Annotated in this window: 23 protein-coding genes and 1 other RNA gene; 15 read left to right on the top strand and 9 right to left on the bottom strand. The window is 52.8% G+C overall.

Annotation, left to right across the window (positions count from 1 at the left end; all coding sequences use genetic code 11):
- Positions 1–8: 8 nt before the first annotated feature.
- The gene (locus tag HA51_RS21455; RefSeq protein WP_084936589.1) at positions 9–674 is read right to left on the bottom strand and encodes an ABC transporter ATP-binding protein; all 666 of its coding nucleotides are present in this window, start codon (positions 672–674) and stop codon (positions 9–11) included.
- Entirely contained in the window at positions 671–1,447 is a 777-nt protein-coding gene (locus HA51_RS21460; protein WP_084936590.1) for an ABC transporter permease, read from the bottom strand. The genes HA51_RS21455 and HA51_RS21460 overlap by 4 nt, the downstream gene beginning before the upstream one ends.
- A gap of 685 nt (positions 1,448–2,132) precedes the next feature.
- On the opposite strand from HA51_RS21460, the gene speB reads away from it, so the two are divergent.
- Positions 2,133–3,053 (top strand): agmatinase, encoded by a 921-nt coding sequence (speB, locus tag HA51_RS21465; RefSeq protein ID WP_084936591.1) that lies wholly within the window; start codon positions 2,133–2,135, stop codon positions 3,051–3,053.
- A gap of 869 nt (positions 3,054–3,922) precedes the next feature.
- Positions 3,923–4,333, top strand: coding sequence for a YidB family protein (locus tag HA51_RS21470; RefSeq protein WP_084936592.1), 411 nt, complete (start codon positions 3,923–3,925; stop codon positions 4,331–4,333).
- 44 nt (positions 4,334–4,377) lie between these two features.
- On the opposite strand, the gene loiP is transcribed toward HA51_RS21470, so the two are convergent.
- Positions 4,378–5,133 (bottom strand): metalloprotease LoiP, encoded by a 756-nt coding sequence (gene loiP / locus HA51_RS21475; protein WP_084936593.1) that lies wholly within the window; start codon positions 5,131–5,133, stop codon positions 4,378–4,380.
- Positions 5,134–5,406: 273 nt separating this feature from the next.
- On the opposite strand from loiP, the gene tkt reads away from it, so the two are divergent.
- The 6 genes from tkt to argO all read left to right on the top strand — a co-directional run bounded on the left by tkt (position 5,407) and on the right by argO (position 13,074).
- Positions 5,407–7,398 carry a transketolase gene (gene tkt / locus HA51_RS21480; RefSeq protein ID WP_084936594.1) on the top strand — a complete coding sequence of 664 codons (1,992 nt, stop codon included), beginning with the start codon at positions 5,407–5,409 and terminating at the stop codon, positions 7,396–7,398.
- A gap of 353 nt (positions 7,399–7,751) precedes the next feature.
- Entirely contained in the window at positions 7,752–8,771 is a 1,020-nt protein-coding gene (gene epd / locus HA51_RS21485; RefSeq protein ID WP_084936595.1) for an erythrose-4-phosphate dehydrogenase, read from the top strand.
- A 51-nt stretch (positions 8,772–8,822) separates the two neighbouring features.
- Positions 8,823–9,986, top strand: a complete 1,164-nt coding sequence (pgk, locus tag HA51_RS21490; protein WP_084936596.1) for a phosphoglycerate kinase — start codon at positions 8,823–8,825, stop codon at positions 9,984–9,986.
- 102 nt (positions 9,987–10,088) lie between these two features.
- Positions 10,089–11,168, top strand: coding sequence for a class II fructose-bisphosphate aldolase (gene fbaA / locus HA51_RS21495; RefSeq protein ID WP_084936597.1), 1,080 nt, complete (start codon positions 10,089–10,091; stop codon positions 11,166–11,168).
- Between the two features lie 188 nt (positions 11,169–11,356).
- Positions 11,357–12,229 carry a small-conductance mechanosensitive channel MscS gene (gene mscS / locus HA51_RS21500; RefSeq protein WP_084936598.1) on the top strand — a complete coding sequence of 291 codons (873 nt, stop codon included), beginning with the start codon at positions 11,357–11,359 and terminating at the stop codon, positions 12,227–12,229.
- Positions 12,230–12,450: 221 nt separating this feature from the next.
- Positions 12,451–13,074, top strand: a complete 624-nt coding sequence (argO, locus tag HA51_RS21505; protein WP_084936599.1) for an arginine exporter ArgO — start codon at positions 12,451–12,453, stop codon at positions 13,072–13,074.
- On the opposite strand, the gene HA51_RS21510 is transcribed toward argO, so the two are convergent.
- A complete protein-coding gene (locus tag HA51_RS21510; protein ID WP_084936600.1) occupies positions 13,053–15,329 on the bottom strand; it encodes an FAD-dependent oxidoreductase in 2,277 nt (758 codons plus the stop codon). The two genes, argO and HA51_RS21510, sit on opposite strands and share 22 nt — an antisense overlap.
- 59 nt (positions 15,330–15,388) lie before the next feature.
- Here HA51_RS21510 and HA51_RS21515 point away from each other — a divergent pair, with 59 nt between their 5' ends.
- Complete coding sequence (locus tag HA51_RS21515) at positions 15,389–16,087, top strand: IclR family transcriptional regulator (protein WP_084936601.1); 699 nt, start codon at positions 15,389–15,391, stop codon at positions 16,085–16,087.
- On the opposite strand, the gene HA51_RS21520 is transcribed toward HA51_RS21515, so the two are convergent.
- Complete coding sequence (locus tag HA51_RS21520) at positions 16,074–17,381, bottom strand: MFS transporter (RefSeq protein WP_084936602.1); 1,308 nt, start codon at positions 17,379–17,381, stop codon at positions 16,074–16,076. The genes HA51_RS21515 and HA51_RS21520 overlap by 14 nt on opposite strands.
- Positions 17,382–17,600: 219 nt before the next feature.
- Between HA51_RS21520 and HA51_RS21525 the strand changes: the two genes are divergently transcribed.
- On the top strand, positions 17,601–18,332 hold the full coding sequence (locus HA51_RS21525) for an oxidative stress defense protein (protein WP_084936603.1): 732 nt from the start codon (positions 17,601–17,603) through the stop codon (positions 18,330–18,332).
- A 266-nt stretch (positions 18,333–18,598) separates the two neighbouring features.
- Here HA51_RS21525 and HA51_RS21530 read toward each other — a convergent pair whose 3' ends face one another.
- Positions 18,599–19,504 (bottom strand): LysR family transcriptional regulator ArgP, encoded by a 906-nt coding sequence (locus HA51_RS21530; protein WP_084936604.1) that lies wholly within the window; start codon positions 19,502–19,504, stop codon positions 18,599–18,601.
- A gap of 181 nt (positions 19,505–19,685) precedes the next feature.
- On the opposite strand from HA51_RS21530, the gene rpiA reads away from it, so the two are divergent.
- Positions 19,686–20,345 carry a ribose-5-phosphate isomerase RpiA gene (rpiA, locus tag HA51_RS21535; RefSeq protein WP_084936605.1) on the top strand — a complete coding sequence of 220 codons (660 nt, stop codon included), beginning with the start codon at positions 19,686–19,688 and terminating at the stop codon, positions 20,343–20,345.
- A gap of 279 nt (positions 20,346–20,624) precedes the next feature.
- Complete coding sequence (serA, locus tag HA51_RS21540) at positions 20,625–21,863, top strand: phosphoglycerate dehydrogenase (protein ID WP_084936606.1); 1,239 nt, start codon at positions 20,625–20,627, stop codon at positions 21,861–21,863.
- Between the two features lie 218 nt (positions 21,864–22,081).
- Here the strand turns inward: serA and HA51_RS21545 are convergent, their stop codons facing one another.
- From HA51_RS21545 to zapA, 3 genes are all read right to left on the bottom strand, one after another.
- Complete coding sequence (locus tag HA51_RS21545; protein WP_084936607.1) at positions 22,082–22,681, bottom strand: 5-formyltetrahydrofolate cyclo-ligase; 600 nt, start codon at positions 22,679–22,681, stop codon at positions 22,082–22,084.
- A 183-nt stretch (positions 22,682–22,864) separates the two neighbouring features.
- A non-coding RNA gene (ssrS, locus tag HA51_RS21550) (6S RNA) lies at positions 22,865–23,048 on the bottom strand.
- 39 nt (positions 23,049–23,087) lie between these two features.
- Positions 23,088–23,417 carry a cell division protein ZapA gene (gene zapA / locus HA51_RS21555; protein WP_084936608.1) on the bottom strand — a complete coding sequence of 110 codons (330 nt, stop codon included), beginning with the start codon at positions 23,415–23,417 and terminating at the stop codon, positions 23,088–23,090.
- 169 nt (positions 23,418–23,586) lie between these two features.
- Here zapA and HA51_RS21560 point away from each other — a divergent pair, with 169 nt between their 5' ends.
- Genes HA51_RS21560 through ubiH form a run of 3 tightly spaced genes read left to right on the top strand, consistent with a single transcriptional unit; the run spans position 23,587 to position 26,713 of the window.
- A complete protein-coding gene (locus HA51_RS21560; protein ID WP_084936609.1) occupies positions 23,587–24,168 on the top strand; it encodes a YecA/YgfB family protein in 582 nt (193 codons plus the stop codon).
- A gap of 47 nt (positions 24,169–24,215) precedes the next feature.
- Positions 24,216–25,538: a Xaa-Pro aminopeptidase gene (gene pepP, locus HA51_RS21565; protein ID WP_084936610.1), complete on the top strand. Its 1,323-nt coding sequence runs from the start codon at positions 24,216–24,218 to the stop codon at positions 25,536–25,538.
- The gene (gene ubiH / locus HA51_RS21570) at positions 25,535–26,713 is read left to right on the top strand and encodes a 2-octaprenyl-6-methoxyphenyl hydroxylase (RefSeq protein WP_084936611.1); all 1,179 of its coding nucleotides are present in this window, start codon (positions 25,535–25,537) and stop codon (positions 26,711–26,713) included. Before pepP ends, ubiH begins: the two co-directional genes overlap by 4 nt.
- Position 26,714 lies beyond the last annotated feature (1 nt).

Consider the following 26,714-nt stretch of genomic DNA (forward strand, 5'->3'; position numbering starts at 1 on the left):
TCATCCATTTAGGCGGCTTGTTCAATTTTATGCTTTTCTAAAGCTTTCTCTATATCCTCAAAGTAATTGACTTCATTATCTTTCCCGATATAAATTGCACAATCACAAAATTCCTTAAGTGAGTTCAGACTGTGTGAAACCATTAGGAAGTTGGACTTTTTATTAAGACCTTTGAAATATTTGGCGCATTTTTGTTTAAAACTAGAATCGCCTACTGAGGTTACTTCATCAACTAAATAATAGTCAAACTCAAATGCCATGCTCAGGCCAAAGCCCAACCGAGATTTCATCCCTGAAGAGTAAGTTTTAATTGGCATATCAAAATATTTTCCAAGTTCGGCAAACTCTTCAACAAATGCTACTTTTTCTTTTAGTTCTTCCTGCTTGGCATATAATCGGGCGACGAACTTTACATTTTCCCGCCCTGTCAAACTACCTTGAAAGCCACCAGAAAGGCCTACAGGCCAAGAGATTGTTTTATCAGTTGTGATACTTCCGCTATCTGGGCGGTCTATTCCACCGATCATCCGAAGTAAAGTTGATTTACCAGCACCATTACGACCTATAAGCGCCACACTTTTACCACTAGGTATCTCAACATTCAGGCCTTTAAAAACATAATGGCGGCCTTGAGGCGTGCGGTATGATTTCGTTAAATTTTCTATTTTAATCATGAGGTAAGCATTGCCTCTTCGCGATTTCGATATAACGCAAGGCCAGCAAATACCGTTACTAATGTACAAATTGCGAGATAACTAAGACTCACGCCCTCACTCACATAACCCGGCATTACCGCTTCACGGCTGAGTTCGACTGCATGAACCAAAGGGTTCCATAACAAATAAGGCCAGTAATCTGTTGGAATGGAGTGCAGAGGGAACATAATGCAGGAAATAAAATAGAGAGGTTTAAGCAGTATGGGTAAAAACTTTTGAGTTTCGGCAAAGGTTCTTCCCACTACCATAAAGATTAATCCAATCCCGCAAGAGAATAGAATCAGTAAGCTCCATGTCGTCACCAGTTGCAGAAGGTTGGTCACTTCAAAGTATTCACCAGCCATCCATACAACCACCATCAGCAGAATATAAACGGCGGCATAGATCAGCGTTTCTAGCATTGCGCGGGCAATAATGGTGTCGATCGGCTTTACTGGACGGTAATTAAACAGCCCTTGGTTAGCTTCAATCGCACCTACTGAGCGGTTTGTAATATTACTGAAAATAAAGTACGGGATAATGCCGTTCAGCAGAAATACCGGGAACGAGATATCCGGCATGGTGCGGTGCATAATGAAACCAAATATGCCCAGCAGCACCAGTAAATGCGCAGATGGCTCAAGAATCGCCCAAAAATAACCCAAGCGAAACTTACCAAATCGGGTGCGTATTTCACGCAAAAACAAGGCCTTAACGGCTGCTTGTTGGACTTCAAATCCACTTCGGGCCATTTCATAAACTCATTATCATTGGGTTGAATTTTTTACACGCTACCGCCCTTGGCTCAACAGCTACCAATGCACTGGGCACATCTTGGGCGGTGTAGGGGGAGAGGTTTTAGTTATGCAGACGAGTGGGGCTGCTGAATATTTCAGCATTTGTTACGCAATTTCAGGCTGTGCGATCTGATGAATACGCTAAAGAGTTGACGCCAATATGGTCATTTAGATGATTTTAAAAGAAATTTCCATCTAACTGAGCTGCCGTTCCCTGCTTGTCTGTAAGAATTTCCCTAATTTGACGCCGTACGTTACAGACCATGTCCAAATAATCCTAAACGTTTTAGTCTATTAATATCCTTAAAATAATTAGTCGTTCCTATTAAATGAATTAATAACTTGTTAATGATATAACTAATTGAAATTGTTGATATATATTTGTTTTTGGAGTTTTGTTTTGTGAAATTTTCTGTCACTAAAATCAATTCTGCTAATGAATTGCTTTACGGAATATTTCACTAATTATTACAAATGTTGGTAGGGGAATGATGTTAAACGAGCCATTGCAGCTATCGGGAATCTCCGCAATAATCACGCTCAACAAATCCCTTCCTCGTCGGGCCTAACGACGCGGAGGGGATTTTTTTCATCTATACCTTAGTGGCTAACCGACTCACGGATCTAAAGAGGACAAGTTATGTATAACACCCTGGGCAATCAGTACGATAACTCCCTGGTTTCTAACGCCTTCGGTTTCATGCGCTTTCCGGTGAACTTCCAGCCCTATGACAGCGATGCAGAATGGGTCATCACCGGAGTACCTTTTGATGCCGCAACTTCAGGTCGTCCTGGCAGCCGTTTGGGGCCGGGTGCGATTCGTCAAATCTCCACCAACCTCGCTTGGGAAGGCTGCCGCTGGCCGTGGGATTTCGATCTGCGTCAGCGTCTGAACGTAGTGGATTGCGGTGATCTGGTTTACGCCTTCGGTGATTCACAGGACCTCTCGGACAAGCTGCAAGCTCATGCTGAGAAGCTGTTGGCAAACGGCAAACGTATGCTGACCTTCGGTGGTGACCACTATGTCACTCTTCCGCTGCTGCGCGCGCACGCCAAACACTTCGGCAAGATGGCGCTGGTACACTTTGATGCCCATACCGATACCTACTCCAACGGCCCAACCTTCGACCACGGCACCATGTTCTTCACCGCACCGAAAGAAGGTTTGATCGACCCTAACCACTCAGTGCAGATCGGTATCCGTACTGAGTTTGATAAGAGCCTTGGTTTTAATGTGTTGGATGCGGCACAGGTTAACGATCGCAGCGTGGATGACATCCTGGCTGAAGTGAAGCGCACCGTGGGCGACCTGCCGGTTTATCTGACCTTTGATATTGACTGCCTGGACCCAGCACATGCGCCGGGCACCGGTACGCCAGTGATTGGCGGCTTAACCAGTGATAAAGCCACCAAGCTGATTCGTGGTTTGCAGGGGATGAACATCGTCGGGATGGATCTGGTTGAAGTGGCACCAGGTTATGATCACGCAGACCTGACTTCATTGGCAGCGGCTACGATTGCGCTGGATATGCTGCACGTTCAGGCAGCAAACAAAGGCTAAGCCGTTGTGGGCAAGGTATGAATCTTGCCCACCTCTCAATAATCGTTGTTGATATCGTTGATAGCGGAACGCACCACGACAAAACCGGTTATAGCCAGTAAAGCGACTGTGCTGATAATGATGGTTGTTAGCATAAGTGGCTCCTCTCAGAGTATTTGAACCACGCTACATTTTATTTGTGACACAATTCTTGCTGCTCTCACGAATTCGGAATCATCCGTTTAGCCCGCACAGACTCGGCCATTATTTGTTATCCCACGCTATCGTTACATTTCTGCTTTCTCATACTCCATACCTGTTCATCTATAAGTAGTTATCGACGGTATTTCGTTGGTTTGTATCACTATGTTGCGAATTTGTGAGGTGTGTTGGGTTGGCGCCGTGCAAAGCTTGTTTAAGCGAGATAAATCCCGCCGTTACGCTACAGAAAAGGCATTAAAGCAGGGGAGTGAAGGGGAGAATAAGTGGGATGCTAAAGCAGACTGCAAAACTGATGGGGCGTTCCTTTGCCCTCGACTTCCCCGGTTCCTAGTAATCATCGTTGATGTCCTGCGAAGCGGAACGTATCACCAGATACGCGCCCAGCAGCACAACGGCGATAACAATGGCGATAATGATCAGAATGGTCAGCATATGTGTGATGCTCCTGTGACTCTCTCTGACTGCGCCTGTAATCAAAAAATCATTGTAGACCATGCCCAATTTCGCATGACCAGAGCTGCATTGCCTGGAGCATTATCACGCTTCTCATCTCAACGCTTCGACAATTGAATGGTGACAAACTGTTATCGGCTCGGTGTAGCTATACTTTGGGGCGTAGGTCATTAATCGCTTCGTTAATCACGGTTACACAATCTTCGGAGGTCAACATGGGCTTTCTGGATGAATTAGTCGGTTCGCTGGGGAACGGCAACGGTCAGGGCAATCAGTTAGGTCAGTTACAGGCGATCTGGAACTGGGTGCAGGAGCAGGGCGGTATCGAAGTGCTGCTGCAAAAGTTTCAGCAAGGGGGGCTAGGTGAAGTGCTGGGATCGTGGATCGGCACTGGCGGCAATCAGCAGGTCGGGGGCGGGGAGATTCAGAATGCTTTTGGGCAGGATGAGTTGCAATCGCTGGCGGATAAGTTAGGCACCGATGTGAACGGTGCATCTGGCACCCTGGCGGCGCTGCTGCCACAGCTGATTGATAAAATGTCGCCACAGGGGCAGTTGGATGAGCAGAGTCTGCACAACAACGAGCTGGATCTGGGTTCGATGGTCAATGATTTGTTCAAGCGGTGACGGATTGGGGCGGCCAGAAAGCCGCCCCTACAACATCTAAACCGTTATTTCCCGTCTGCCGCAATGCGATCGCGAATGTGTTGCGCGCGCGCTGCGGAATCAGGATGCGAGTCAAACATTGAACTCGTTTGGCCTTGCTGCATGTTGGCCAGCTTCTCGAAACTGGTGGCTAAGCCCAGCGGATTGATGCCGCGTTTCTTCATCAGATCGTAGGAGTAGTCATCCGCTTGGGATTCCTGCGTCTGCGAGAACTGTGCATTTACCAGCTTCTCACTCAAATCACCCAGCTGTGACTGTGAAAGTTGCCCAATCACGCCACCCACAGATGCCGCCGCCGTGCGCGCCGCCGTGGTGGCATAAGCAACCTGCATCGCTTTGCGCGTATGGCCGAGCGCCACGTGGCCCATCTCATGGCCCAGCACACCTTCTACTTCGTTGTCGGTCATCATATCCATCAAACCGCTATAAACACGGATGCAGCCATTCGCCATCGCCCACGCGTTCACATCTTTGGTCAGATAGACTTTGTAATTGGCTGGCACGCCGTTGATGTTATCGCCCAGCGCGGCCGCGATTTTGTTCAGGCGCTGCTGGTATTCACTGTTGGCGGGTGCAACCTGGTTGTCTTTATCCATTTGGGCACAAGACTGATCGCTCAGCTGTTTTACCTGTGAATCATTTAACGTATAAGCCTGATAAGCCTGCGCGCCGGATTGCAGCAGCGCATTATTGTCCATTCCTTCACAGCCGCTCAGCAGCGAAGCGATTCCCACAGCAAGTATCGTGGCGCGGATTTTCATTTAAGGGTCCTTTGCGTAACAAGGTAGAGAAAACAAACACCTGAAATTGAGATCGGTGTTCAAACGCTTTGTTTATAGCTCGCATCCTGTTCACTGGCTAGCAGACAAGCCCCGAATTGCAACCGTTTCCCCGCTATTTAGCATTTGCATACATGTACTTTTGCACCGTTTTTCATGTACATTGATGTGCGACTTTTTTCACGCTTCGCCTTATAACTGATTAATTACAATACGTTAAGCGCGGCGGAGCATTAATCCGACCTGGAGTAGAAGATGCCCTCTCGTAAAGAGCTTGCCAACGCCATTCGCGCGTTAAGTATGGATGCAGTACAGAAAGCTAAATCGGGACATCCGGGTGCCCCTATGGGCATGGCCGACATCGCTGAAGTTCTGTGGCGTGAATTCCTGAACCACAATCCGACTAACCCGCTGTGGGCAGACCGTGACCGCTTTGTGCTGTCTAACGGTCACGGCTCAATGCTGATTTACAGCCTGCTGCACCTCACCGGTTATGACCTGCCGATGAGCGAGCTGCAGAATTTCCGTCAGCTGCACTCTAAAACTCCAGGCCACCCGGAATACGGCTACACCGCAGGCGTTGAAACCACCACCGGTCCACTGGGCCAGGGTATCGCTAACGCTGTGGGCTTCGCGATTGCTGAGCGCACGCTGGCGGCACAGTTCAACCGTCCTGGCCATGACATCGTTGACCACAACACCTACGTGTTCATGGGTGACGGCTGCATGATGGAAGGTATCTCACACGAAGTGTGCTCCATCGCCGGTACCCTGAAACTGGGTAAACTGGTTGCCTTCTATGATGACAACGGCATCTCTATCGACGGTCACGTTGATGGCTGGTTCACCGACGATACCGCAGCACGTTTCGAAGCTTACGGCTGGCACGTAGTGCGCGGCGTAGACGGTCACGATGCAGACGCAATCGCAAAAGCGGTTGAAGAAGCTAAAGCCGTCTCTGACAAACCTTCACTGCTGATGTGCAAAACCATCATCGGTTTCGGTTCACCAAACAAAGCCGGTACGCATGATTCACATGGCGCACCACTGGGCGACGACGAAATCGCACTGACCCGCAAACAGCTGGGCTGGAACCACGCGCCGTTTGAAATTCCTTCAGACATCTATGCGCAGTGGGATGCCAAAGAAGCCGGCCAGGCGAAAGAGTCCGCATGGGATAAGAAGTTTGCCGCTTATGCTGCAGCACACCCAGAACTGGCTGCTGAGTTCAAACGCCGCACCAACAATGAACTGCCAGCGAACTGGGAAACCGAATCGCAGAAGTTTGTCGAGCAGCTGCAGGCTAACCCAGCGAAAATCGCCAGCCGTAAAGCGTCTCAGAATGCGATTGAAGCCTTCGGCAAAATCCTGCCGGAATACCTGGGCGGCTCCGCTGACCTGGCACCAAGCAACCTGACCATGTGGTCTGGTTCTAAGCCAATCAACGAAGATGCAGCAGGTAACTACATCCATTACGGCGTGCGCGAATTCGGTATGACCGCGATCGCTAACGGCCTGGCACTGCACGGTGGTTTCCTGCCGTACACCGCGACCTTCCTGATGTTTGTAGAATACGCACGTAACGCGGCGCGTATGGCTGCACTGATGAAGATTCGTCAGATCATGGTCTACACCCATGACTCCATCGGTCTGGGCGAAGATGGTCCAACGCACCAGCCGGTAGAGCAGATGGCAAGCCTGCGCGTAACACCAAACATGAGCCTGTGGCGTCCATGTGACCAGGTTGAATCTGCTGTGGCATGGAAATACGCGATTGAACGTGTTGACGGCCCATCAGTGCTGGTGTTCTCACGTCAGAACCTGGCGCAGCAGGATCGTACCGCAGAGCAGCTGGCGAACGTGGCGCGCGGTGGTTATGTGCTGAAAGACAGCGAAGGTACGCCAGAGCTGATCCTGATCGCCACCGGTTCAGAAGTCGAACTGGCGGTTGCCGCTTACGACCAGCTGACCAGCGAAGGCCGTAAAGTGCGCGTGGTGTCTATGCCTTCTACCGATGCCTTCGACAAGCAGGACGCGGCTTACCGTGAATCTGTACTGCCGAAAGCGGTTGCTGCACGTGTAGCTATCGAAGCGGGTATCGCAGACTACTGGTTCAAATACACCGGCCTGAACGGCGCTATCGTGGGCATGACCACCTTCGGTGAGTCTGCTCCAGCAGAGCTGCTGTTCAAAGAGTTCGGCTTCACCGTTGAGAACGTGGTGAAGACGGCGAAATCTATTCTGTAATTGGCGGTCGCCATGAATGGCGACCCTACAGTTTGGTTTCCCTTATCGTAGGGTGCGCATTTATGCGCACCTTTTTAATTTCTTATCCCTTCTCCCACCTGAAACGCTTCAATTATTCCTGCAGTAATAATTTTTACCTGCAAAATATGTGACGTAGATCCAATAATCAGCAGCGCACTTGATCGCAATCATTCCTGTTATTCCTTGCATGCTTTATTCTAGCTGAACCGTTTCAGTAGCAATCCAGTGGCATCATTTTGCAATGTTAGGTGGGCAATAATTCCCTGTACAAAACGCAGCGAAACGCTCAAGGTATTTGGCACGTTTTTTTGGGTGTTGTGGCAGGAAGTGAGATGACCATTCGTATAGCAATTAATGGTTTTGGCCGTATTGGACGCAATGTGCTGCGTGCCTTGTACGAAACCGGCCGCCGCGCTGAGATTACCGTAGTGGCGATTAACGAGCTGGCTGAAGCCACCGGTATGGCGCATTTGCTGAAGTACGATACCAGCCATGGCCGCTTTGCCTGGGATGTGCGCCAGGAGCGTGACCAGCTGTTCGTCGGCGACGACACCATACGCATTCTGCATCTGGCCGACATTGATGCACTGCCGTGGCAGGAACTGAATGTCGATATCGTGCTGGACTGCACCGGGGTATATGGCAGCCGCGCTGATGGCGAAGCCCATCTGCAAGCGGGCGCGAAGAAGGTATTGTTCTCGCATCCGGGTGGTAATGATTTGGATGCCACCGTGGTGTTTGGCGTTAACGAACAAGACCTGAAACAAACCGATCGCATAGTCTCTAACGCATCCTGTACCACCAACTGCATTATCCCGGTGATCAAGTTGCTGGATGACGCCTTCGGGATTGAGTCAGGCACCGTGACGACGATTCACTCGGCGATGCATGACCAACAGGTGATTGACGCCTATCACAGCGATCTGCGTCGTACCCGTGCCGCCAGCCAATCGATCATTCCGGTGGATACGCGTCTTGCTGCGGGCATTACCCGTATTTTTCCGAAATTTAACGACCGCTTCGAAGCCATCGCTGTCCGTGTACCCACCATCAACGTGACAGCCATTGATTTGAGCGTTTCAGTACGCGAAGCCGTGAAGGCTTGTGAGGTCAATGCCTTGCTGCAAAACGCGTCAGAAGGGGCGTTTCGTGGTATAGTTGACTATACGGAATTACCGTTAGTCTCAGTAGATTTTAACCATGATCCGCACAGTGCCATAGTCGATGGCACGCAAACGCGGGTCAGTGGTCACCACCTGATCAAGACCTTGGTTTGGTGTGACAACGAATGGGGCTTTGCTAACCGCATGATCGACACCACGTTAGCAATGGCCGCAAGCGGTTTCAGGTAAGACGCGGACTGCGTCTGGCAAAACTTATGAGAATCAACGAGAGGGTTCACCATGTCTGTAATTAAAATGACCGATCTGGATCTTGCTGGTAAGCGTGTTCTGATCCGTGCCGATCTCAACGTGCCAGTGAAAGAAGGGAAAGTGACGTCAGATGCACGTATCCGTGCTTCTCTGCCTACCATCGAAGCGGCGTTGAAACAGGGCGCGAAAGTGATGGTTACCTCTCACCTGGGTCGTCCGACCGAAGGTGAATACAACGAAGAATTCTCCCTCCTGCCTGTTGTTAACTACCTGAAAGAAAAACTGAACGGCACCACCGTTACCCTGGCGAAAGACTACCTTGAAGGCGTTGAAGTTGGCGCAGGTGAGCTGGTGGTACTGGAAAACGTTCGCTTCAACAAAGGCGAGAAGAAAGACGAAGAGACCCTGTCGAAGAAATATGCCGCACTGTGCGACGTGTTCGTGATGGATGCTTTCGGTACTGCGCACCGCGCGCAGGCATCTACCCATGGTGTTGGCAAGTTCGCGCCAATCGCTTGTGCTGGCCCGCTGCTGTCTGCTGAGCTGGAAGCGCTGGGTAAAGTGATGAGCAACCCTGAGCGTCCGCTGGTCGCCGTTGTGGGTGGTTCTAAAGTCTCTACCAAATTCGATGTACTGCAATCTCTGGTGAAAATCGCGGATACCGTGATTGTCGGCGGCGGCATCGCTAACACCTTCGTGGCTATCGACAACAACGTCGGTAAATCACTGTACGAACCAGACTTCGTTGAAGCGGCGAAAAAGCTGCGTGACGAGCACGGCATTCCGGTTCCAACCGACTCTCGCGTGGGAACGGAATTCTCTGAAACTGCCCCTTCAACCGTGAAAAAGGTTTCCGAAGTGGCGGATAACGAAGAGATTATGGACTTCGGTGACGAAACCGCACTGGCGATGGCTGCACTGTTGAAAGATGCGAAAACCATCCTGTGGAACGGTCCAGTTGGCGTGTTCGAATTCCCGAACTTCCGTAAAGGCACCGAAATTGTGGCGAACGCGATTGCAGACAGCGACGCGTTCTCTGTTGCGGGCGGCGGCGATACCTTGGCAGCGATTGACCTGTTCGGTCTCGAAGACAAGATCTCCTACATCTCTACCGGCGGTGGCGCATTCCTCGAGTTCGTGGAAGGCAAAAAACTGCCAGCGGTAGCGATGCTGGAAGAGCGCGCTAAGCAGTAATTTTTGGGGGCGGCGCTTCGGCGCCGTCTGAAGGCTTGCCCATTCTGGGCAAAAAATCGACGTCCCCTTGTGGGATGAACGGTAACGAAACAGGACACAACCATGTCTAAAATTTTTGATTTCGTAAAACCCGGCGTTGTCACTGGTGATGACGTTCAGAAAGTTTTCCAAGTAGCGAAAGAAAACAAATTCGCTCTGCCTGCAGTTAACTGCGTCGGCACGGACTCCATCAACGCGGTACTGGAAGCTGCGGCCAAAGTTAAAGCGCCGGTCATCGTTCAGTTCTCCAATGGTGGTGCTGCCTTCATCGCCGGTAAAGGTTTCAAAACCGACAAGCCACAGGGCGCGGCAATCTTCGGCGCTATCGCGGGTGCGTACCATGTGCATCTGATGGCTGAACAGTACGGCGTGCCAGTCATTCTGCACACCGACCACTGCGCTAAGAAACTGCTGCCGTGGATCGACGGTCTGCTGGATGCCGGTGAAGAGCACTTCAAGAAAACCGGTAAGCCACTGTTCTCTTCTCACATGATCGACCTGTCTGAAGAGTCACTGGAAGAAAATATCGAGATTTCAAGCAAGTATCTGGCGCGTATGGCGAAACTGGATATGACGCTGGAAATCGAACTGGGTTGCACCGGTGGTGAAGAAGATGGCGTGGACAACAGCCATATGGACGCATCTGCCCTTTACACCCAGCCAGAAGACGTTGATTACGCGTACACCGAGCTGAGCAAAATCAGCCCGCGTTTCACCATCGCGGCATCATTCGGTAACGTGCACGGCGTGTACAAGCCAGGCAACGTGAAACTGACCCCGACCATCCTGCGTGATTCTCAGGAATACGTGACTAAGAAACACAATCTGCCGCACAACGCGCTGGATTTCGTGTTCCACGGTGGTTCAGGTTCTTCTGCTGCAGAAATCGAAGAGTCAATTGGTTACGGCGTAATCAAAATGAACATCGATACCGATACCCAATGGGCAACCTGGGACGGCATCCTGCAGTACTACAAAAAGAACGAAGACTATCTGCAAGGCCAGTTGGGTAACCCAAATGGCGTGGATAGCCCGAACAAGAAATACTACGACCCACGCGTATGGCTGCGCTCTGCACAAGCTTCAATGGTTGTGCGTTTAGAGCAGGCTTTCAAAGAGCTTAACGCTGTCGACGTGCTGTAATTTTTCCTTACAGTACAAAAAAGGCCCGAAAGGGCCTTTTTTTATGCATTCGATTCGGAATAGTGAGGAAATTCAGCCCATCTTTGGCGCTTCATCCCATTTTTGTTTACCCTTGTACACGGGAGTGCCGGAGTTAATCTGGCCGTTTTTGCATTTTCCTGCGGGAAACTCAACAACAGGGCTAACAAATGGAAGACTTAAATGTCGTCGATGGCATTAACAGTGCCGGCGGCTGGCTGGTACGTAATCAGGCACTGATCCTGAGCTATGCGGTGAATATCGTTGCCGCTATCATCACCATCATCATCGGGATGTTCATTGCCCGTATCATTTCCAACGCCGTGAATCGCGTGTTACTGGCTCGTCATATTGATGCCACCGTGGCAGATTTCCTGTCAGCACTGGTTCGTTACGGCATTATTGCCTTTACCATTATTGCGGCGTTAGGGCGTGTCGGCGTACAGACCGCATCGGTGATCGCCGTGCTGGGTGCCGCCGGTTTGGCTGTGGGTCTGGCACTGCAGGGGTCGCTTTCCAACCTTGCAGCAGGTGTGCTGCTGGTTACCTTCCGTCCCTTCAAGACGGGCGAGTTCGTTGATCTTGGTGGCGTGATGGGTACGGTTCAGAACGTGCAGATCTTCTCTACCACCATGAAAAGTGCTGACGGCAAAATCGTTGTAGTACCGAACGGTAAAATCATTGCGGGTAACATCATCAACTATTCTCGTGAGCCGATTCGCCGTAATGAATTTATTATCGGTGTGGCCTACGATGCGGATGTCGATCAGGTTATCGCGCTGTTCAAAGAAGTGGTGGAAGCGGATGAGCGCGTGCTGAAAGAGATGGGCATTCAGATCGGTCTGAACGAGTTGGCCGCGTCTTCACTCAACTTTGTGGTGCGCTGCTGGAGCAAGAGCAGTGATCTGCAAAACGTCTACTGGGATCTGTTGAAGAACTTCAAGCGTACGCTGGACGCGAACGGCATCGGAATTCCTTATCCGCAGATGGACGTGCATCTGCATCAGGTGAAGAACGAGCAGCAGCCTGAGCGCGTCGAGTAATCAATACCTGGCGGTGCGCAGCTAATGCGCACCCTGGGTGATATAGATGTAGGGGGCGCATTTATGCGCCCCGTGCAAAAATGAGCACATTACTTCTCCAACTGCACCATCTATAACGGCATCATTACTTTCTCTAATACCCGATTAAATCTTTCAATTTCCGCTAATACCCGCGCGTCACTATACTGCATCGCAATACCTCGTTACTCAGGACTACCACTGTGTTATCTGTTTATTTACAAGGGCTTGCCCTTGGGGCCGCACTCATTTTGCCATTAGGCCCGCAAAATGCGTTCGTGATGAATCAGGGAATCAAACGCCACTACCATTTGATGACCGCAGGGTTATGCACGCTGAGCGATATCGTGCTGATTTGCGGCGGTATTTTTGGCGGCAGTGCGCTGCTGAATCAATCCCCGATTCTGCTGATGCTGATCACCTGGGCGGGCGTGGCGTTTCTGCTGTGGTACGGCTGGGGCGCACTGCGCAGCGCGTGGCAGGGTGATGTGGCGTTGGCGACCGAGGCAGAGCTGAAGCATGGTCGTTGGCGCATTATTGCTACCATTGTGGCGGTGACCTGGCTGAATCCCCACGTCTATCTCGATACCTTTGTGGTGCTGGGTAGCCTCGGCAGTCAGCTTCCTTCTACCGAGGCGCGTCAGTGGTTCGCATTGGGCACGGTGAGTGCTTCAATTATCTGGTTCTTTGGCTTGGCGCTGTTGGCGGCCTGGCTGTCACCACGCCTGCGCACCGTGCGTGCCCAGCGCATCATTAACTTGCTGGTGGGCGGCGTGATGTGGTTTATCGCCATTCAGCTGGCACGTCAGGGCATCGCGTCGTTCTGATGCAGATGTAAGCCGTACAGTGCGGGCAGCGCGCCCGCACTGGCCAGCAGCTCTAAACGAATCTGTCGGAAACTCCCCCCCTGCGGTATAGCGTGATGGCAGAGCGAGTGATGGTTATCTTCAACTTCAACCAGTAAATCTTCATCCAGCCACAGGCGATAATGCGTGGTGCAATGCGGCGTGACCGCTTGTGCATGCCCCATTTGCACGGTCTCCATCGCATGGTCGAAGTCATTATCGAACAACAGCGTGATGTGGCGGGCGTGCTGTACCTCATCCCATCGCCAGATAACGGTGGGCTGCGCATCTTCCGGCGCGGGTACCCAGCAGTTGGTGTGCTGTTCCGGCCGCAGTTTGCCGTTAAGCAGATAGTCGCTATGCCAGAGCTTCAGCGGCGCTTCGAGTGCGAAGGCCAGCAGAATCTGATGCGGCGCGCGGCGCGGCAACCAGAAATCAAATTCATCCACACCGTAATCGCCATCGTTCATCTGGCGGGTACGTTTGGCGACGCGTGGGTTGAGGCTGTTAAACACCATCATGATCCCTGGCAAACGCTGCTGAGTGAGGGCCACTTCAATCGCTGGATTCTCCTCAAAGGCGATAAACAGATAGCGATCGCAATCAGCCTGGTAATCAAAACTCAGACGATAACTGTCCTGACCGTTCACCCTGATGCTCTGGCTGGCAAGCAGGCAGTCGCCGCAGGTGTTGGCAGGGTTGTCGCTGGTGAGCAACGCAACCTGCAATGTCTGCGTCTGTGCAGCACGCAGTTGTACCTGAATGGCCGGTAGGCGCTCTCCTGCCTTCAGCGGCAACAGCAGGGCGCAGCGTGACTGCAAGGGTTGCCAGCCTGCATCGGCGGGCAGGGCATGAAGCTGCAAGGTACTGCTCACGGCCACCTGCGCATGGCTGACAGGATTCACCAACTGTTGACGTGGGATGTAGGCACCCTCACGCAGTAAGTGCTGCTGCAACTGTGTCACGCTCTCAGGTTGTGCTAACTGCGTGGGAGTGATCTGTTGTTGATGGCAGATTGCCGCTGCGCGTCCCACCACCTCTCCCAATACGCCGCAGGTACACATTACCCGCGCGCTACCAAAAGCAACGTGGGTTGCCGAGATCAAACGACCGGTGAGCAGCAGATTATCCAGTGACTGACTGTAAAGCGCGCGGAACGGAATGGTGTAGGTGCCTTTACTGTGAAACTGACGGCAGCCATCGTGCTCACTGTAAACGCCATCTGCAGGATGCAGATCGATTGACCAGCCGCCGTAAGCCACCGCATCGTAATGATCGCGCTGTTCGATGATGTCCTGCTGGCAGAGCAGAGTGTCGCCAAGGAAGCGGCGGCTCTCGCGTTTACCGGGGATCAATCCCACCCACTCTATGGTCAGCGTTTCAGCATCGGGGAATTCGCCGGAGTTTTTAATGTAATCCCACACCCCCCAGACGATTTTCCACAGCTCCCACTTGATGGTCTCACTTTCATGCACCGTATCGAGTCGTCCTCCCCATTCCAGCCACCACAGATCGCAGCCGTTGAGATCGGAGGTCAAACGTTTATAACGCGGAATGGCGGTGATCTCTTTGAGCGCGAAAGTGGGCGCAACAAAGCGCACTGGCTGCGAGGTCCGTTTGGTGTAGAAGTAAATCGAGTGGCCGAGTTTGTGGCCAAAATGTTCACCTGGCGCCATTTTCTCGCCGAACTCCTCAATCGATTCAGCCCCCACGCGGTGGGCCGCCCCGGCCAGATAACCCAGCACGCCATCGCCGCTGGCATCAATAAACTGGGTGGCCTGAACCTGATAGCGTGTCTGATTGATGGCGTTAAAGGCTTGAACCGCCTGCAGTCGGCGGCCAGATTTCTCAACGTCACTGACCACAGTGTTGAGCAGCAGTGTGATGCCGCGCTGGGCCTGCACGAGATCCAGCAGCACCATATCGAACAGTACTGGATTGCCTTCTTTGTTGCGCCACAGGTTCTCCTCCATGATCTCGCCCATGATGCCGCCTTCACGCGCCCAGCGATTGTTATTTCCCATGTGCGAGGTCGCACCATTGGCCCACAAACGCACTTCGCTGGAGGCATTCCCTCCTAACACTGGGCGATCCTGAATCAGCACCACCTGAAGCCCATCACGTGCGGCAGCAAGTGCAGCGCACACGCCTGCTAAGCCACCACCCGCGACCACTAAATCAGCGGTAAGTTGTTGCTGTGGAAAGTGACGCGCATTTTGCGAAGAGAAGGTCTGCATCATTTGCTTCCTGTCATGCTACAGCTAAGATTGGTGTTTTGAGCGCCAAAGGGTGATCTATGTCTTCTCAACCCAACCAAAGCCTGATTGATGGGATTCGCTGCTTGCAGTATCTGGTTTCCAGCGATAAAGCCGTGGGCTGCCGTGAACTGGCGCGACAGATGGGCATGAATAGCACACGTGTTAACCGCCTGCTGATGACCATGGCGGCGATTGGCCTGACGGTTCAGGATGAGCATCGGCGTTATTTGCCCGGCCCCGGCATTCATGCGTTGGCGGCACAGGCGATTCGGGGCTCGTCGTTGTTTGCTCAGGCATTGCCACAGCTGGAAGCGCATGCCCCGCGTGATATCGTCGTGGCATTGGGTGTGCTGTGGGAAGATCAGGTGATCTATATCTGGCACTCCGAACCCGGCGAACGTACCAGCACCAGCCAGGCACTGGCAGGATTCCGCATGTTGCCTGCCTGGCAGTCGGTGATTGGCGTATCGCTGCTGGCGGCGGAGAGTGATGAGGTGCTGCGTCCGCGTTTCAGTGATGAACAGTGGGCCCAGATTGCACCGCTGCTGGCGCGTAAGCGTGACTCGAATCACCTGATCTGGCATCGCGATGACGGCGAAGTGAGCATGGCACAGCCGATCAATAACAACCGCGCGGCGCTTGCCTTCGCCAAAATCTGGCAGACGGATGAGGCGCATTTGCAGCAGCGTTTGCAACAGCTGCAAGCGCTGGCGCAGGTGTTGATCAGCGCGCGCTGACATGATCAATTTTCCCCACTACAAACAGATAGCTACAGATCCCTATCGCAGCCAGTACCGCAATAAAGCCAAGTGCTGGGGCGAAGTTGTCGCCATCGATCAAGGCACCAATCGCAATCGGCACCACGATGGAGGAGAGGGCGCCGGTGAAGTTGAACACGCCGCCCGCAAGGCCAATCAGATGACGGGGTGCCAGCGCGGTGACAAACACCCAGGTGATGGTTGCTAGCCCGTTGCCAAAGAACGCCAGCGACATAAACAGAATAATCAGCGTGGAATCGTCAGTGTAATTAGCCCCGAGAATAAACAGGGTCAGGAACAGGCCGAGGATCACCGGTAATTTACGTGCGACGCTGGCAGACACGCCGCGCCGTATCATGCGATCCGATGCAAATCCCGCCAGTAGCACACCACAAAACGCGGCGAAGTAGGGCACCGAGGCCACATAGCCGCTTTTGATGAAATCCATATGGCGATATTCCACCAGGTAAGTGGGAAACCAGGTGAGGAAAAACCAGAAGGTGGCGGAGATCGTGAACTGACCGATATAAATGCCGACCAGCTTGCGGCTGCGGAACATCTGCACCAGATCACACCAGCGGGCTTTGGGTTGTTGTGATTGTTGACGGCTCTCGAGCAACGCTCCGTTGCTGCGCAGGTATTTCAACTCCGCATCTGATACGCCTTTGTGTTCATGTGGCTCGCGATACAGCAGAGTCCACACCAGCGCCCAAATCATGCCCGCCACGCCAGTAATGAGGAACAATCCTCGCCAGCCAAAGGCATCCTGCACGTGGAACAGCAGCGGCGTCATACAGGCGAGGCCAACGAACTGGGCGGAAGAGTAGATGCCAATCGCGCTGGCACGTTCCTGCTCGGGGAACCAGCTGGAGATGACACGATTGTTCGAAGGCATCACCGGGGCTTCAAAGGCACCGACGCCGAGCCGCAAGCCAAATAACGCGCCAAAGCTATTGGCCAGCGCATGCAGCGCGGTAATCAATGACCAGGCGAACAGCCCTACGCCATACACCAGGCGTGCACCGAGACGGTCAATCAAAAAACCGCCGGGAATCTGTAGCGCAGCGTAGATCCAGCCAAATGCGGAGAAGATCAACCCCATCTCCATTGGTGTGAAACGCAGTTCGCCGGCCATTTGCGTGGCGGCCACCGACAGATTCGTGCGATCCATGTAGTTGATGATGATGTTGATAAACACCAACCCGAGCATCAAGAATCGCGTGCGCCCAGCGCGGACGCCGACAACGGTTTGGCTAAGTGGCTGTTCTGTCATGATACAACTCTCCCAGAGGCTAGAATTGTTTCTTTAATAGAAACACTGATGCATTCATTCAGCGAATCTGTAAGCATAGTTTTGCGATCGCGGATACGTTAAAACAGTACCGGGTCCGAACTTTCTTGTGATTTCAAACTCAGACCATCACGCATAGTAATGTGTTTTAGGTTTAGCCATAGTGGCGACCTGCAAATTGAACCTTCAAGGAGGACTTTCGTGAAACTGAAAGCACTGGCGCTAGCCGCCGTAATGAGCACCGGCGCCCTGTCGGGTATGGCACAGGCGGGTGAAGTCCCGAATGGCCCACATGTGGTGACGTCAGGACAGGCAAGTGTTGATGCCCGTCCCGATATCGCGACGCTCTCTATCGTGGTGAATGTTTCGTCGAAAGACGCGGCAGATGCAAAAAAACAAGCTGACGATCGCGTGGCGCAATATTTCGATTTCCTGCAAAAAAACGGCATCGAGAAGAAAGATATTGATGCGGCCAACCTGAGCACCCAGCCGGAGTACGACTACACCAAAGAGGGCAAATCCGTGCTGAAGGGGTATCGTGCCGTGCGTCAGGTACAGGTCACCCTGCGTCAGTTGGATAAACTCAACGAACTGCTGGATGGTGCATTGAAATCTGGTCTGAACGAGATCCGTTCAGTGGAGTTGGGCGTAGCCAATGCAGATGCTTATAAAGATCAGGCGCGTAAAGCGGCCATTGCCAATGCGACTCAGCAGGCCAATGCCTTGGCAGAAGGCTTTAACGCGAAGTTAGGCTCTGTTTACAGCATCCGTTATCACGTTGCCAACTACCAGCCTATGCCAATGGCGCGCATGTACAAAGCGGCTGGCGCACCAGCGGATACCACCGCGCAGCAGACTTATGAGCAGCAGAGCATTCACTTCGACGATCAGGTGGATGTGGTGTTCGATATTAAGCCAAACGCAGCGCAGTAATGCCTGGTTGCGCGTGAATGCGCGCACATCAAAGCAGATCGCCAATCATGGCGTAATGTTTGTCACTTAAGTGCATTTCGGTCGCATTAATGGCGACCCTACATTGTTGGGTGCGGTTAATGGCGACCCTACATTGTTGGGTGCGGTTAATGGCGACTCTACAAAGTTTGGTGCGGTTTTTGTAGGGTGCGCATTCATGCGTACCGGGTTAAATTCGCACTCATTGGCTTGAGTGAACGGCATTACGCCAATCATGGCGACCTTTTTTATGCGGTGACATCATCCTGGCGCAACACGCGATGACCATGCGCAATCAACGCATCTGTCACGCTGCGCATCAAACGGCTTTCTGGTGCAAATCGGTGCCAGTACAGCATGCGACGCTGATACAAGCCCGGCGTCAGATCAACAATCTCACCTTGCGCCAGTTCACGCTCAATCTGCAGGTGCGGGATCATACAGCATACCGAACCCTGACGTGCCAGCTGCACGAAGGCTTCCGACGAGTTCACGATGTGGCACGGCACACTGCCCGGCGACAGGTCAAAGTTCTGCTGTAAAAACGCCTGATGCATATCATCAAGGTGGTCAAACGCCACCGCAGGCGCTTTCAGCAGTGCAGAGCGAGTGACGCCATTCGGGAAGAAACGGGCGGCAAAATCAGGCGAGGCGCAGAACAGGTAATCCAGCGCACCCAACTGATCCACCAGACAGCTCGGCAAGGGTTGCGGCTGGATACTGACGGCACCCACCACTTCACCACGACGCAGGCGTTCCTGAGTACGGGTTTCATCTTCTACCTGCAAGTTCAGACGCACCGGCGAATCTGCTAGCACATCCTTCAGCGCGGGCAGCAGCCAGGTTGCCAGACTATCGGCGTTGACCGCCAGCGAAAGCAACAGTGGTGTGCCACCGCTGTTGTCATCACCCAGCCATTCCTCTTCCAGCAGCTCAACCTGATGCAACAGCGCCAGCAGTTTTTGTCCTTGCTCGGTCGGACGCGGCGGCACTGTGCGCACCAGCAGCGGCTGACCAAATAGATTTTCCAGCTGTTTAATGCGCTGTGACACCGCAGACTGCGTGATGCAGAGTTTTTGGGCGGCACGTTCAAAGCCGCGCTCGCGAATCACAGCATCCAGCGCCTGAAGCGTTCGATAATCCGGGCGTTTCATTGTTGTTCTCTCTCGTTCAGGATGGAAAGTACTATGCCACAAAATGGTAATGGTGTGCTGCGATGGTTTTTTGCGGGCCAGATTCCAAAGGATTAAATCGTTGCTTCAACAGCCGCGCAATTTTACGACGCCTTGTTTTATACTACGCGCACTTCGATGTCGCACAGGTTTTAAACATATCATGACCCAGGATGAACTGAAAAAAGCAGTAGGTTGGGCAGCGTTGCAGTACGTTGAGCCAGGCACAATTGTGGGCGTTGGCACCGGTTCTACTGCGGCGCATTTTATTGATGCGCTTGGCACCATGAAGGATCAAATTGAAGGCGCGGTTTCCAGCTCCGTCGCCTCCACAGAGAAACTGAAAGCCTTGGGCATTCATGTCTTTGATCTCAACGAAGTCGATGAGTTATCGGTTTATGTCGATGGCGCAGATGAAATCAATCCACATATGCAGATGATCAAGGGCGGCGGTGCAGCACTGACGCGTGAAAAGATTGTTGCTGCGGTGGCAAAGAAATTCGTCTGTATCGCTGATGCCTCAAAAGAGGTCGATGTACTGGGCAATTTCCCGCTGCCGGTTGAGGTGATCCCGATGGCGCGTTCATTTGTGGCGCGTGAGTTGGTTAAGCTGGGCGGCTTGCCAGAGTATCGTCAGAATGTGGTCACTGATAACGGCAACATTATTCTCGACGTACATAATCTGCGAATCCTTGATCCGATTGCGTTGGAACAAACCATCAATGCGCTGCCGGGCGTGGTGACAGTGGGTCTGTTTGCCGCACGCGGAGCGGATGTTGCGTTGATTGGCACCGCCAATGGCGTAAAAACCATCACAAATTGATCTATCCGGCGCGATGTTTGCGCCGGTTATTTCCATCTGCAAAACATCTTTTCTCGCCAGGGTGAAATTTGGTGACTTATGTCACAAAAGATTCATCAAGCGCGGGTTCGTACTTCGCGACACACGCATGTCACGATTTTGTACGGCATTGTGCTGCCTACGCGTGGGCGCATGCTGGCAGGCAGGCAATCGTTTGTATTGCCGCGCACGAAATTTTTGATATTTTGGCAGAAGGCTAGCTTATGGTAGTCCTCATTGAATTCAGAATAGGGTCGGGAAATGGCAAAGGTATCACTGGAAAAAGACAAGATTAAGTTCCTGCTGGTGGAAGGCGTTCACCAGAGTGCACTGGAAAATCTGCGTGCTGCGGGTTACACCAACATCGAATTCCATAAAGGGGCACTGGATGCGGAGTCGCTGAAGTCCTCCATTCGCGATGCGCACTTCATTGGTATCCGTTCCCGTACCCAACTGACCGAAGAGATTTTTGCGGCAGCTGAAAAGCTGGTGGCTGTGGGTTGCTTCTGTATCGGCACCAATCAGGTTGATTTGGGCGCAGCGGCTAAACGCGGCGTGCCAGTGTTTAACGCGCCATTCTCCAACACCCGTTCAGTCGCTGAGCTAGTGATTGGTGAAATGCTGCTGATGCTGCGTGGCATTCCTGAAGCTAACGCCAAAGCGCACCGCGGTATCTGGAATAAACTGGCTACGGGTTCCTATGAAGCGCGTGGCAAGAAACTGGGTATCATTGGCTACGGTCATATTGGGATGCAGCTGGGCGTGCTGGCGGAAAGCCTGGGCATGCATGTGTTCTTCTACGATATCGAAACCAAATTGCCGTTGGGCAACGCGACCCAAGTGCGCTATCTGTCTGACTTGCTGAACATGAGCGATGTGGTCAGCCTGCATGTGCCAGAAAACCACACTACGCAGAACATGATTGGTACTGAAGAGCTGGCGCTGATGAAGCCGGGTTCACTGCTGATTAATGCTGCGCGCGGGACCGTGATTGATATCCCAGCATTGTGCAATGCGCTGGCAAACAAACATCTGGCAGGCGCGGCGATCGACGTGTTCCCAGTGGAACCAGCAACCAACAGCGACCCGTTCAATTCACCGCTGTGTGAGTTCGACAACGTGATCCTGACGCCACACATTGGTGGTTCGACTCAGGAAGCGCAGGAGAACATCGGTACTGAAGTGGCAGGCAAGTTAGCGAAATACTCTGACAACGGTTCTACGCTGTCAGCGGTTAACTTCCCTGAGGTTTCCCTGCCGATGCATGCCGCCAGCGCCAGCCGCTTGCTGCACATTCATGAGAACCGTCCAGGTGTGCTGACTGCTATCAACCAGATCTTTGCTGAGCAGGGCATCAACATTGCTGCCCAGTATCTGCAAACGACACCGGTTATGGGTTACGTGGTTATTGATATTGATGCAGAAGAGGATGTAGCAGAAAAAGCGCTGCAGCTGATGAAAGCTATTCCGGGCACCATTCGCGCCCGTCTGCTGTACTGATATCACTCTTGCAGCGCACCTTGGTGCGCTGCTGGTGCTCCAAACAAACGTAGCGGCGAGATTTATCGCGCGTGCTGGAAGCTTTAGATGTGCTGAAAGATGCGCAATGAATTGCTCTGCTACGTATTGTCCTACTGCTGTGAATTGCGCTGCTACGCATTATCCCACTGCAATGAATTGGGCCGCTAAGCATTGTCACACTGCAATAAATTGCTCTACTACGTATTGTCCCACTGCCACAATTTTGACGGCGTCAAAATAGCCGGCAACGGCACATCCCATGCAGCCACCGGCAGTGACTCCACGCGTTGGCAATCGTGCGCAATCCCCATGGGTAAAAATCCGTGCTGCTGCCAGTGTTGCAGTGTACGGTCGTAAAAACCTCCGCCCATGCCCAAACGTTGACCTTGATGGTCAAACGCTACTAACGGCACTAGCATGACATCCAACTGATCGAGCGTTACCATCTGGGTGATATCCAGCGGCGGTTCAGGTATACGCAATTTATTTGGGCTTAGCGTCGTGTCTGGCGAATAGCGTAGAAACAGCAAATTGCCGGGTGAAAAAGGGTGTAACACCGGCAGGTAAACCTGCTTTTTTTGCTGCCACAGTTTGGCTATCAGTGGGCGAGTATTGATTTCACCATCGACAGATAAGAACAGGGCGATGTGTTGCGCATTGGCAATTGGCGCAAAATTGATAGCATGCTCGGCCAACAGATCGGCTGCCTGTTCCTGTTGTTCAGACGTAAGGTTGCGGCGCAGATGGCGCACATGCTGGCGAATGTCTTGGCGGTCGAGAAGAGAGGGTGCTGACATGATGTCCCCGGCAGAGCGAGCTGTTGCCAGCCACTATATCATGCGAAACGGGGGTGTCGCGCCATACTTCAGGTTGTAGCGGCGTTGCTGCTCTCACTTCACCCCAATCACTTAAGCTGATTGGGACTCACTTGCTTGCCGCCTTGCTACAACATGAATTATCTAGCAGATACTACTAAAGAAGGGATCTCCGAGATGCCGCCGCAGGCTGTAACCCTTGAACCCATGGTTCAAGGTGAACATGCCGTCACAACTATTAGGCTTCTCGGACGGACCGAGCATGCGCACAAATTGTGGATCGTCACATTCTGTTGGTATTAAATATCGGCTCAGGGGACGGGCCCGCTTGCAAACATCTCAGAGAAAATTGACTTCACCGTCACTCTAACACGAGTACCATGAAGTGTTATTCGAATTTAGGGCCCTGGCGATCAGTTATGCGACCTTGCTCAACTAAAGCTTGTTCAATGGTCTGCTGCAACATGCGGATACGTTGTTCCATGTTTGTTGCATAATCGCGCGTCTTGCCTTTTTCTTGTGCCAACTCGTGGCAAATGTTCAAGGCGGCGATGAACACCAGTTGCTCTGTATTGGTGACTCTAGTGCGAACTTTTAAATCTTGCAACCGTTGATTGAGATCCTCTGCTGCCAGGTTCAGCGCTTCTTGCTGTTCAGGCGGGCAATTCACTCTCAATGAACGACCAAAAATCTGAATATCTACCGGTTGTGCAGACATGCCACCATCCTAACTGATTACTTCGTTCGCTCTCCCTTACCGTTCAATGGGTTGGGAGGGGCGCAACTATATATATCCGAGTGATAAGATACAACCCCTTTTCTGGAAACCCAGAGGCACCTGGTGGTAGCATAACACGAACTTATTCAGCCAACGACGACCAAAGCTTATGTCATTACAGAACGCAACGCCGAGTTACAACGCGCTTGCCGCAGCACTCTCACAGCAAGGTGTCGGAATGACGCCGGCTGAAATGCACGGATTGCTCTCAGGAATCGTGTGCGGTGGCAACAAGGACAACGGTTGGAAAACCATGGTCCATGACCTTACCAATGAAGGCATGGCGTTTTCGCAAAGCCTGTCGCAGCCGCTGCAAGCGCTGCATGAAAGCCTGACCAGTACGCTGGAAGACGAAGGGTTCATGTTCCAGTTGATGCTGCCAGAGGATGACGACATCACCGTGTTTGATCGTGCTGATGCACTGGCTGGTTGGGTGAATCACTTCTTGCTTGGCTTGGGCGTTACGCAGCCAAAGCTGGAAAAAGTCACCGGCGAAACCGGCGAAGCGATTGATGATCTGCGGACCATCGCGCAACTCGGTTACGACGAAGATGAAGATCAGGAAGAGCTGGAGCAGTCGCTGGAAGAGGTGATCGAGTACGTGCGCGTTGCCGCATTGTTGTGCCACGATACCTTCACGCGTCAGCACACGCCAACCGCACCGGAAGTTCAAAAGCCTACGCTACACTAAGCGCGTCATCGGGTACGTTGTTGCCCGTTTCAACAGGGAGTGCAAACATGATTACACTGGAAACCTTCCAGCAACGTCGTCAGGCGCTGATTGCCCGGATGACACCTGGCAGTGCCGCTTTGATTTTCGCTGCACCTGAAGTGACGCGCAGCAACGACACGGAATACAACTTCCGCCAAAACAGCGATTTCTGGTACTTCACCGGATTTAACGAGCCGCAGGCGCTGCTGGTGCTAATCAAGAGCGACGACAAGCACAATCACAGCGTGCTGTTTAATCGTGTGCGTGATTTGACTGCAGAAATCTGGTTTGGTCGTCGTCTTGGACAAGATGCCGCACCGGCGAAACTGGGTGTTGATCGCGCGTTGCCTTGGGACGATATCGGTGATCAATTGCATCAGCTGCTCAACGGGCTTGATGTGGTTTACCACGCTCAGGGTGAATACGCAGAAGCTGACCAACTGGTGTTCAGCGCTTTGGAAAAACTGCGTCGCGGTTTCCGCCAAAACCTGAGCGCACCGGCGACCCTCACCGACTGGCGTCCATGGGTGCACGATATGCGCCTGTTTAAAAGCGAAGCTGAGATCGAAATCCTGCGCCGCGCAGGAAAAATCAGTGCACTGGCGCACACCCGCGCCATGCAAACCTGTCGTCCGGGGATGTTTGAGTATCAGCTCGAGGGCGAAATTCACCATGAATTCAATCGCCACGGCGCGCGCTTCCCGTCCTACAACACCATTGTCGGATCGGGTGACAACGGCTGCATTCTGCATTACACCGAAAACGAAAGTGAAATGCGCGATGGCGATCTGGTGCTGATTGACGCGGGCTGTGAATTCCAAGGATACGCGGGAGACATCACCCGCACTTTCCCTGTGAATGGTAAGTTCACTCAGCCACAGCGCGAGATTTATGACATCGTACTGGCTTCGCTCTACAAAGCGCTGTCGATGTTCCGCCCAGGCATCAGCATCCACGACGTCAATGATGAAGTGGTGCATATCATGATCACCGGTCTGGTCGATCTTGGTATTCTTGAAGGCAATATCGATACGCTGTTTGAAGAGCAGGCGCACCGTCCGTTCTTCATGCACGGCTTGAGCCATTGGCTGGGGCTGGATGTGCATGACGTCGGCCATTACGGCACTCCAAGCCGTGACCGCATTCTCGAGCCGGGTATGGTGCTGACCATTGAACCGGGCCTTTACATTGCGCCGGATGCCAAAGTTCCTCAGCAGTATCGCGGCATCGGTATTCGTATTGAAGATGACATCGTGATCACTGCGGAAGGCAATGAAAACCTGACCGACAGCGTTGTCAAAGATGCGGATGCGATAGAAGCATTGATGGCGGCGGCACGTCACGCATGAGCATTTTGATTGCAGGCGGCGGTATGACCGGTGCCACGCTGGCATTGGCTATCTCGCATCTGACGCGCGGCCAATTACCCGTCACCCTGATTGAACGCAGCCTGCCAGACAGCCGTGCGCATCCAGGGTTTGATGGACGTGCCATCGCGCTAGCGGCGGGCACCTGCCAGCAGTTGGCCGATATTGACCTGTGGCGCTCGCTGGCTGATTGCGCCACGCCCATCACGGATATTCACGTTTCAGATCGCGGTCACACGGGTTTTGTGCAGTTGCAGGCAGATGACTATCAGCTCCCGGCACTGGGCCACGTCGTTGAACTGTTCGATGTGGGGCAGCGTCTATTCCAGCGCCTCAAAAGTGCGCCGGGTGTGACGGTACATTGCCCTGATTACGTCACGGTGGTGGAGCGCAGCGCTGAATCTGTGCAGGTCACGCTCAGCAGTGGCGAAAAACTTGAGGGTGCATTGTTGGTGGCAGCGGATGGTTCGCGCTCTCCGTTAGCGGCATCCTGCGGGATGACCTGGCAGCGTGACGATTATCAACAGCTCGCGGTTATCGCCAATGTCACCACCCAACTGCCGCATCAGGGCCGTGCGTATGAGCGCTTTACCGAGCACGGTCCACTGGCGCTGCTTCCGATGTCAGATAATCGTATGTCCTTAGTGTGGAGCCATCCCATTGAGGCGGAAGCGACATTAAAACAGTGGGATGATGCCACCTTCTTGCACCAGCTACAGCAGGCATTTGGCTGGCGCCTGGGGCGTTTTACCCACACGGGCCAACGCGAAATTTATCCACTGGCGCTGCAAAAGGCAGAACGTCAGGTGGCACATCGCCTGGCGCTGGTCGGCAATGCGGCACAGACGCTGCATCCGATTGCCGGCCAGGGCTTCAACCTCGGGCTGCGGGATGTGATGTCGCTGGCAGAAACGCTGGCAGGTGCATATCGGCAACGGCAAGATGTGGGCAGCTATGGCGTGTTGCACCATTTTGCCGCGCGTCGCCAAGCGGATCGCACCGCCACTATTGGTGTGACCGATGGGTTAGTGCGGCTGTTTGCCAACCGTTATGCGCCTTTAGTGGCGGGAAGAAATCTTGGGCTGGTGGCAATGGACCATCTGCCATGGCTGCGAAGCCCACTTGCCGCGCGTACGCTCGGCTGGGTCAAGCGTTAAG

It is taken from the genome of Pantoea rwandensis, from assembly GCF_002095475.1.
Lineage (GTDB): Bacteria > Pseudomonadota > Gammaproteobacteria > Enterobacterales > Enterobacteriaceae > Pantoea > Pantoea rwandensis.

Excerpts from the sequence above, each read along its gene's own strand:
- HA51_RS21455 (WP_084936589.1), bottom strand. The coding sequence starts at position 674 with ATGATTAAAATAGAAAATTTAACGAAATCATACCGCACGCCTCAAGGC.
- HA51_RS21460 (WP_084936590.1), bottom strand. The coding sequence starts at position 1,447 with ATGGCCCGAAGTGGATTTGAAGTCCAACAAGCAGCCGTTAAGGCCTTG.
- speB (WP_084936591.1), top strand. The coding sequence starts at position 2,133 with ATGTATAACACCCTGGGCAATCAGTACGATAACTCCCTGGTTTCTAAC.
- HA51_RS21470 (WP_084936592.1), top strand. The coding sequence starts at position 3,923 with ATGGGCTTTCTGGATGAATTAGTCGGTTCGCTGGGGAACGGCAACGGT.
- loiP (WP_084936593.1), bottom strand. The coding sequence starts at position 5,133 with ATGAAAATCCGCGCCACGATACTTGCTGTGGGAATCGCTTCGCTGCTG.
- tkt (WP_084936594.1), top strand. The coding sequence starts at position 5,407 with ATGCCCTCTCGTAAAGAGCTTGCCAACGCCATTCGCGCGTTAAGTATG.
- epd (WP_084936595.1), top strand. The coding sequence starts at position 7,752 with ATGACCATTCGTATAGCAATTAATGGTTTTGGCCGTATTGGACGCAAT.
- pgk (WP_084936596.1), top strand. The coding sequence starts at position 8,823 with ATGTCTGTAATTAAAATGACCGATCTGGATCTTGCTGGTAAGCGTGTT.
- fbaA (WP_084936597.1), top strand. The coding sequence starts at position 10,089 with ATGTCTAAAATTTTTGATTTCGTAAAACCCGGCGTTGTCACTGGTGAT.
- mscS (WP_084936598.1), top strand. The coding sequence starts at position 11,357 with ATGGAAGACTTAAATGTCGTCGATGGCATTAACAGTGCCGGCGGCTGG.
- HA51_RS21510 (WP_084936600.1), bottom strand. The coding sequence starts at position 15,329 with ATGCAGACCTTCTCTTCGCAAAATGCGCGTCACTTTCCACAGCAACAA.
- HA51_RS21515 (WP_084936601.1), top strand. The coding sequence starts at position 15,389 with ATGTCTTCTCAACCCAACCAAAGCCTGATTGATGGGATTCGCTGCTTG.
- HA51_RS21520 (WP_084936602.1), bottom strand. The coding sequence starts at position 17,381 with ATGACAGAACAGCCACTTAGCCAAACCGTTGTCGGCGTCCGCGCTGGG.
- HA51_RS21530 (WP_084936604.1), bottom strand. The coding sequence starts at position 19,504 with ATGAAACGCCCGGATTATCGAACGCTTCAGGCGCTGGATGCTGTGATT.
- rpiA (WP_084936605.1), top strand. The coding sequence starts at position 19,686 with ATGACCCAGGATGAACTGAAAAAAGCAGTAGGTTGGGCAGCGTTGCAG.
- serA (WP_084936606.1), top strand. The coding sequence starts at position 20,625 with ATGGCAAAGGTATCACTGGAAAAAGACAAGATTAAGTTCCTGCTGGTG.
- HA51_RS21545 (WP_084936607.1), bottom strand. The coding sequence starts at position 22,681 with ATGTCAGCACCCTCTCTTCTCGACCGCCAAGACATTCGCCAGCATGTG.
- zapA (WP_084936608.1), bottom strand. The coding sequence starts at position 23,417 with ATGTCTGCACAACCGGTAGATATTCAGATTTTTGGTCGTTCATTGAGA.
- HA51_RS21560 (WP_084936609.1), top strand. The coding sequence starts at position 23,587 with ATGTCATTACAGAACGCAACGCCGAGTTACAACGCGCTTGCCGCAGCA.
- pepP (WP_084936610.1), top strand. The coding sequence starts at position 24,216 with ATGATTACACTGGAAACCTTCCAGCAACGTCGTCAGGCGCTGATTGCC.
- ubiH (WP_084936611.1), top strand. The coding sequence starts at position 25,535 with ATGAGCATTTTGATTGCAGGCGGCGGTATGACCGGTGCCACGCTGGCA.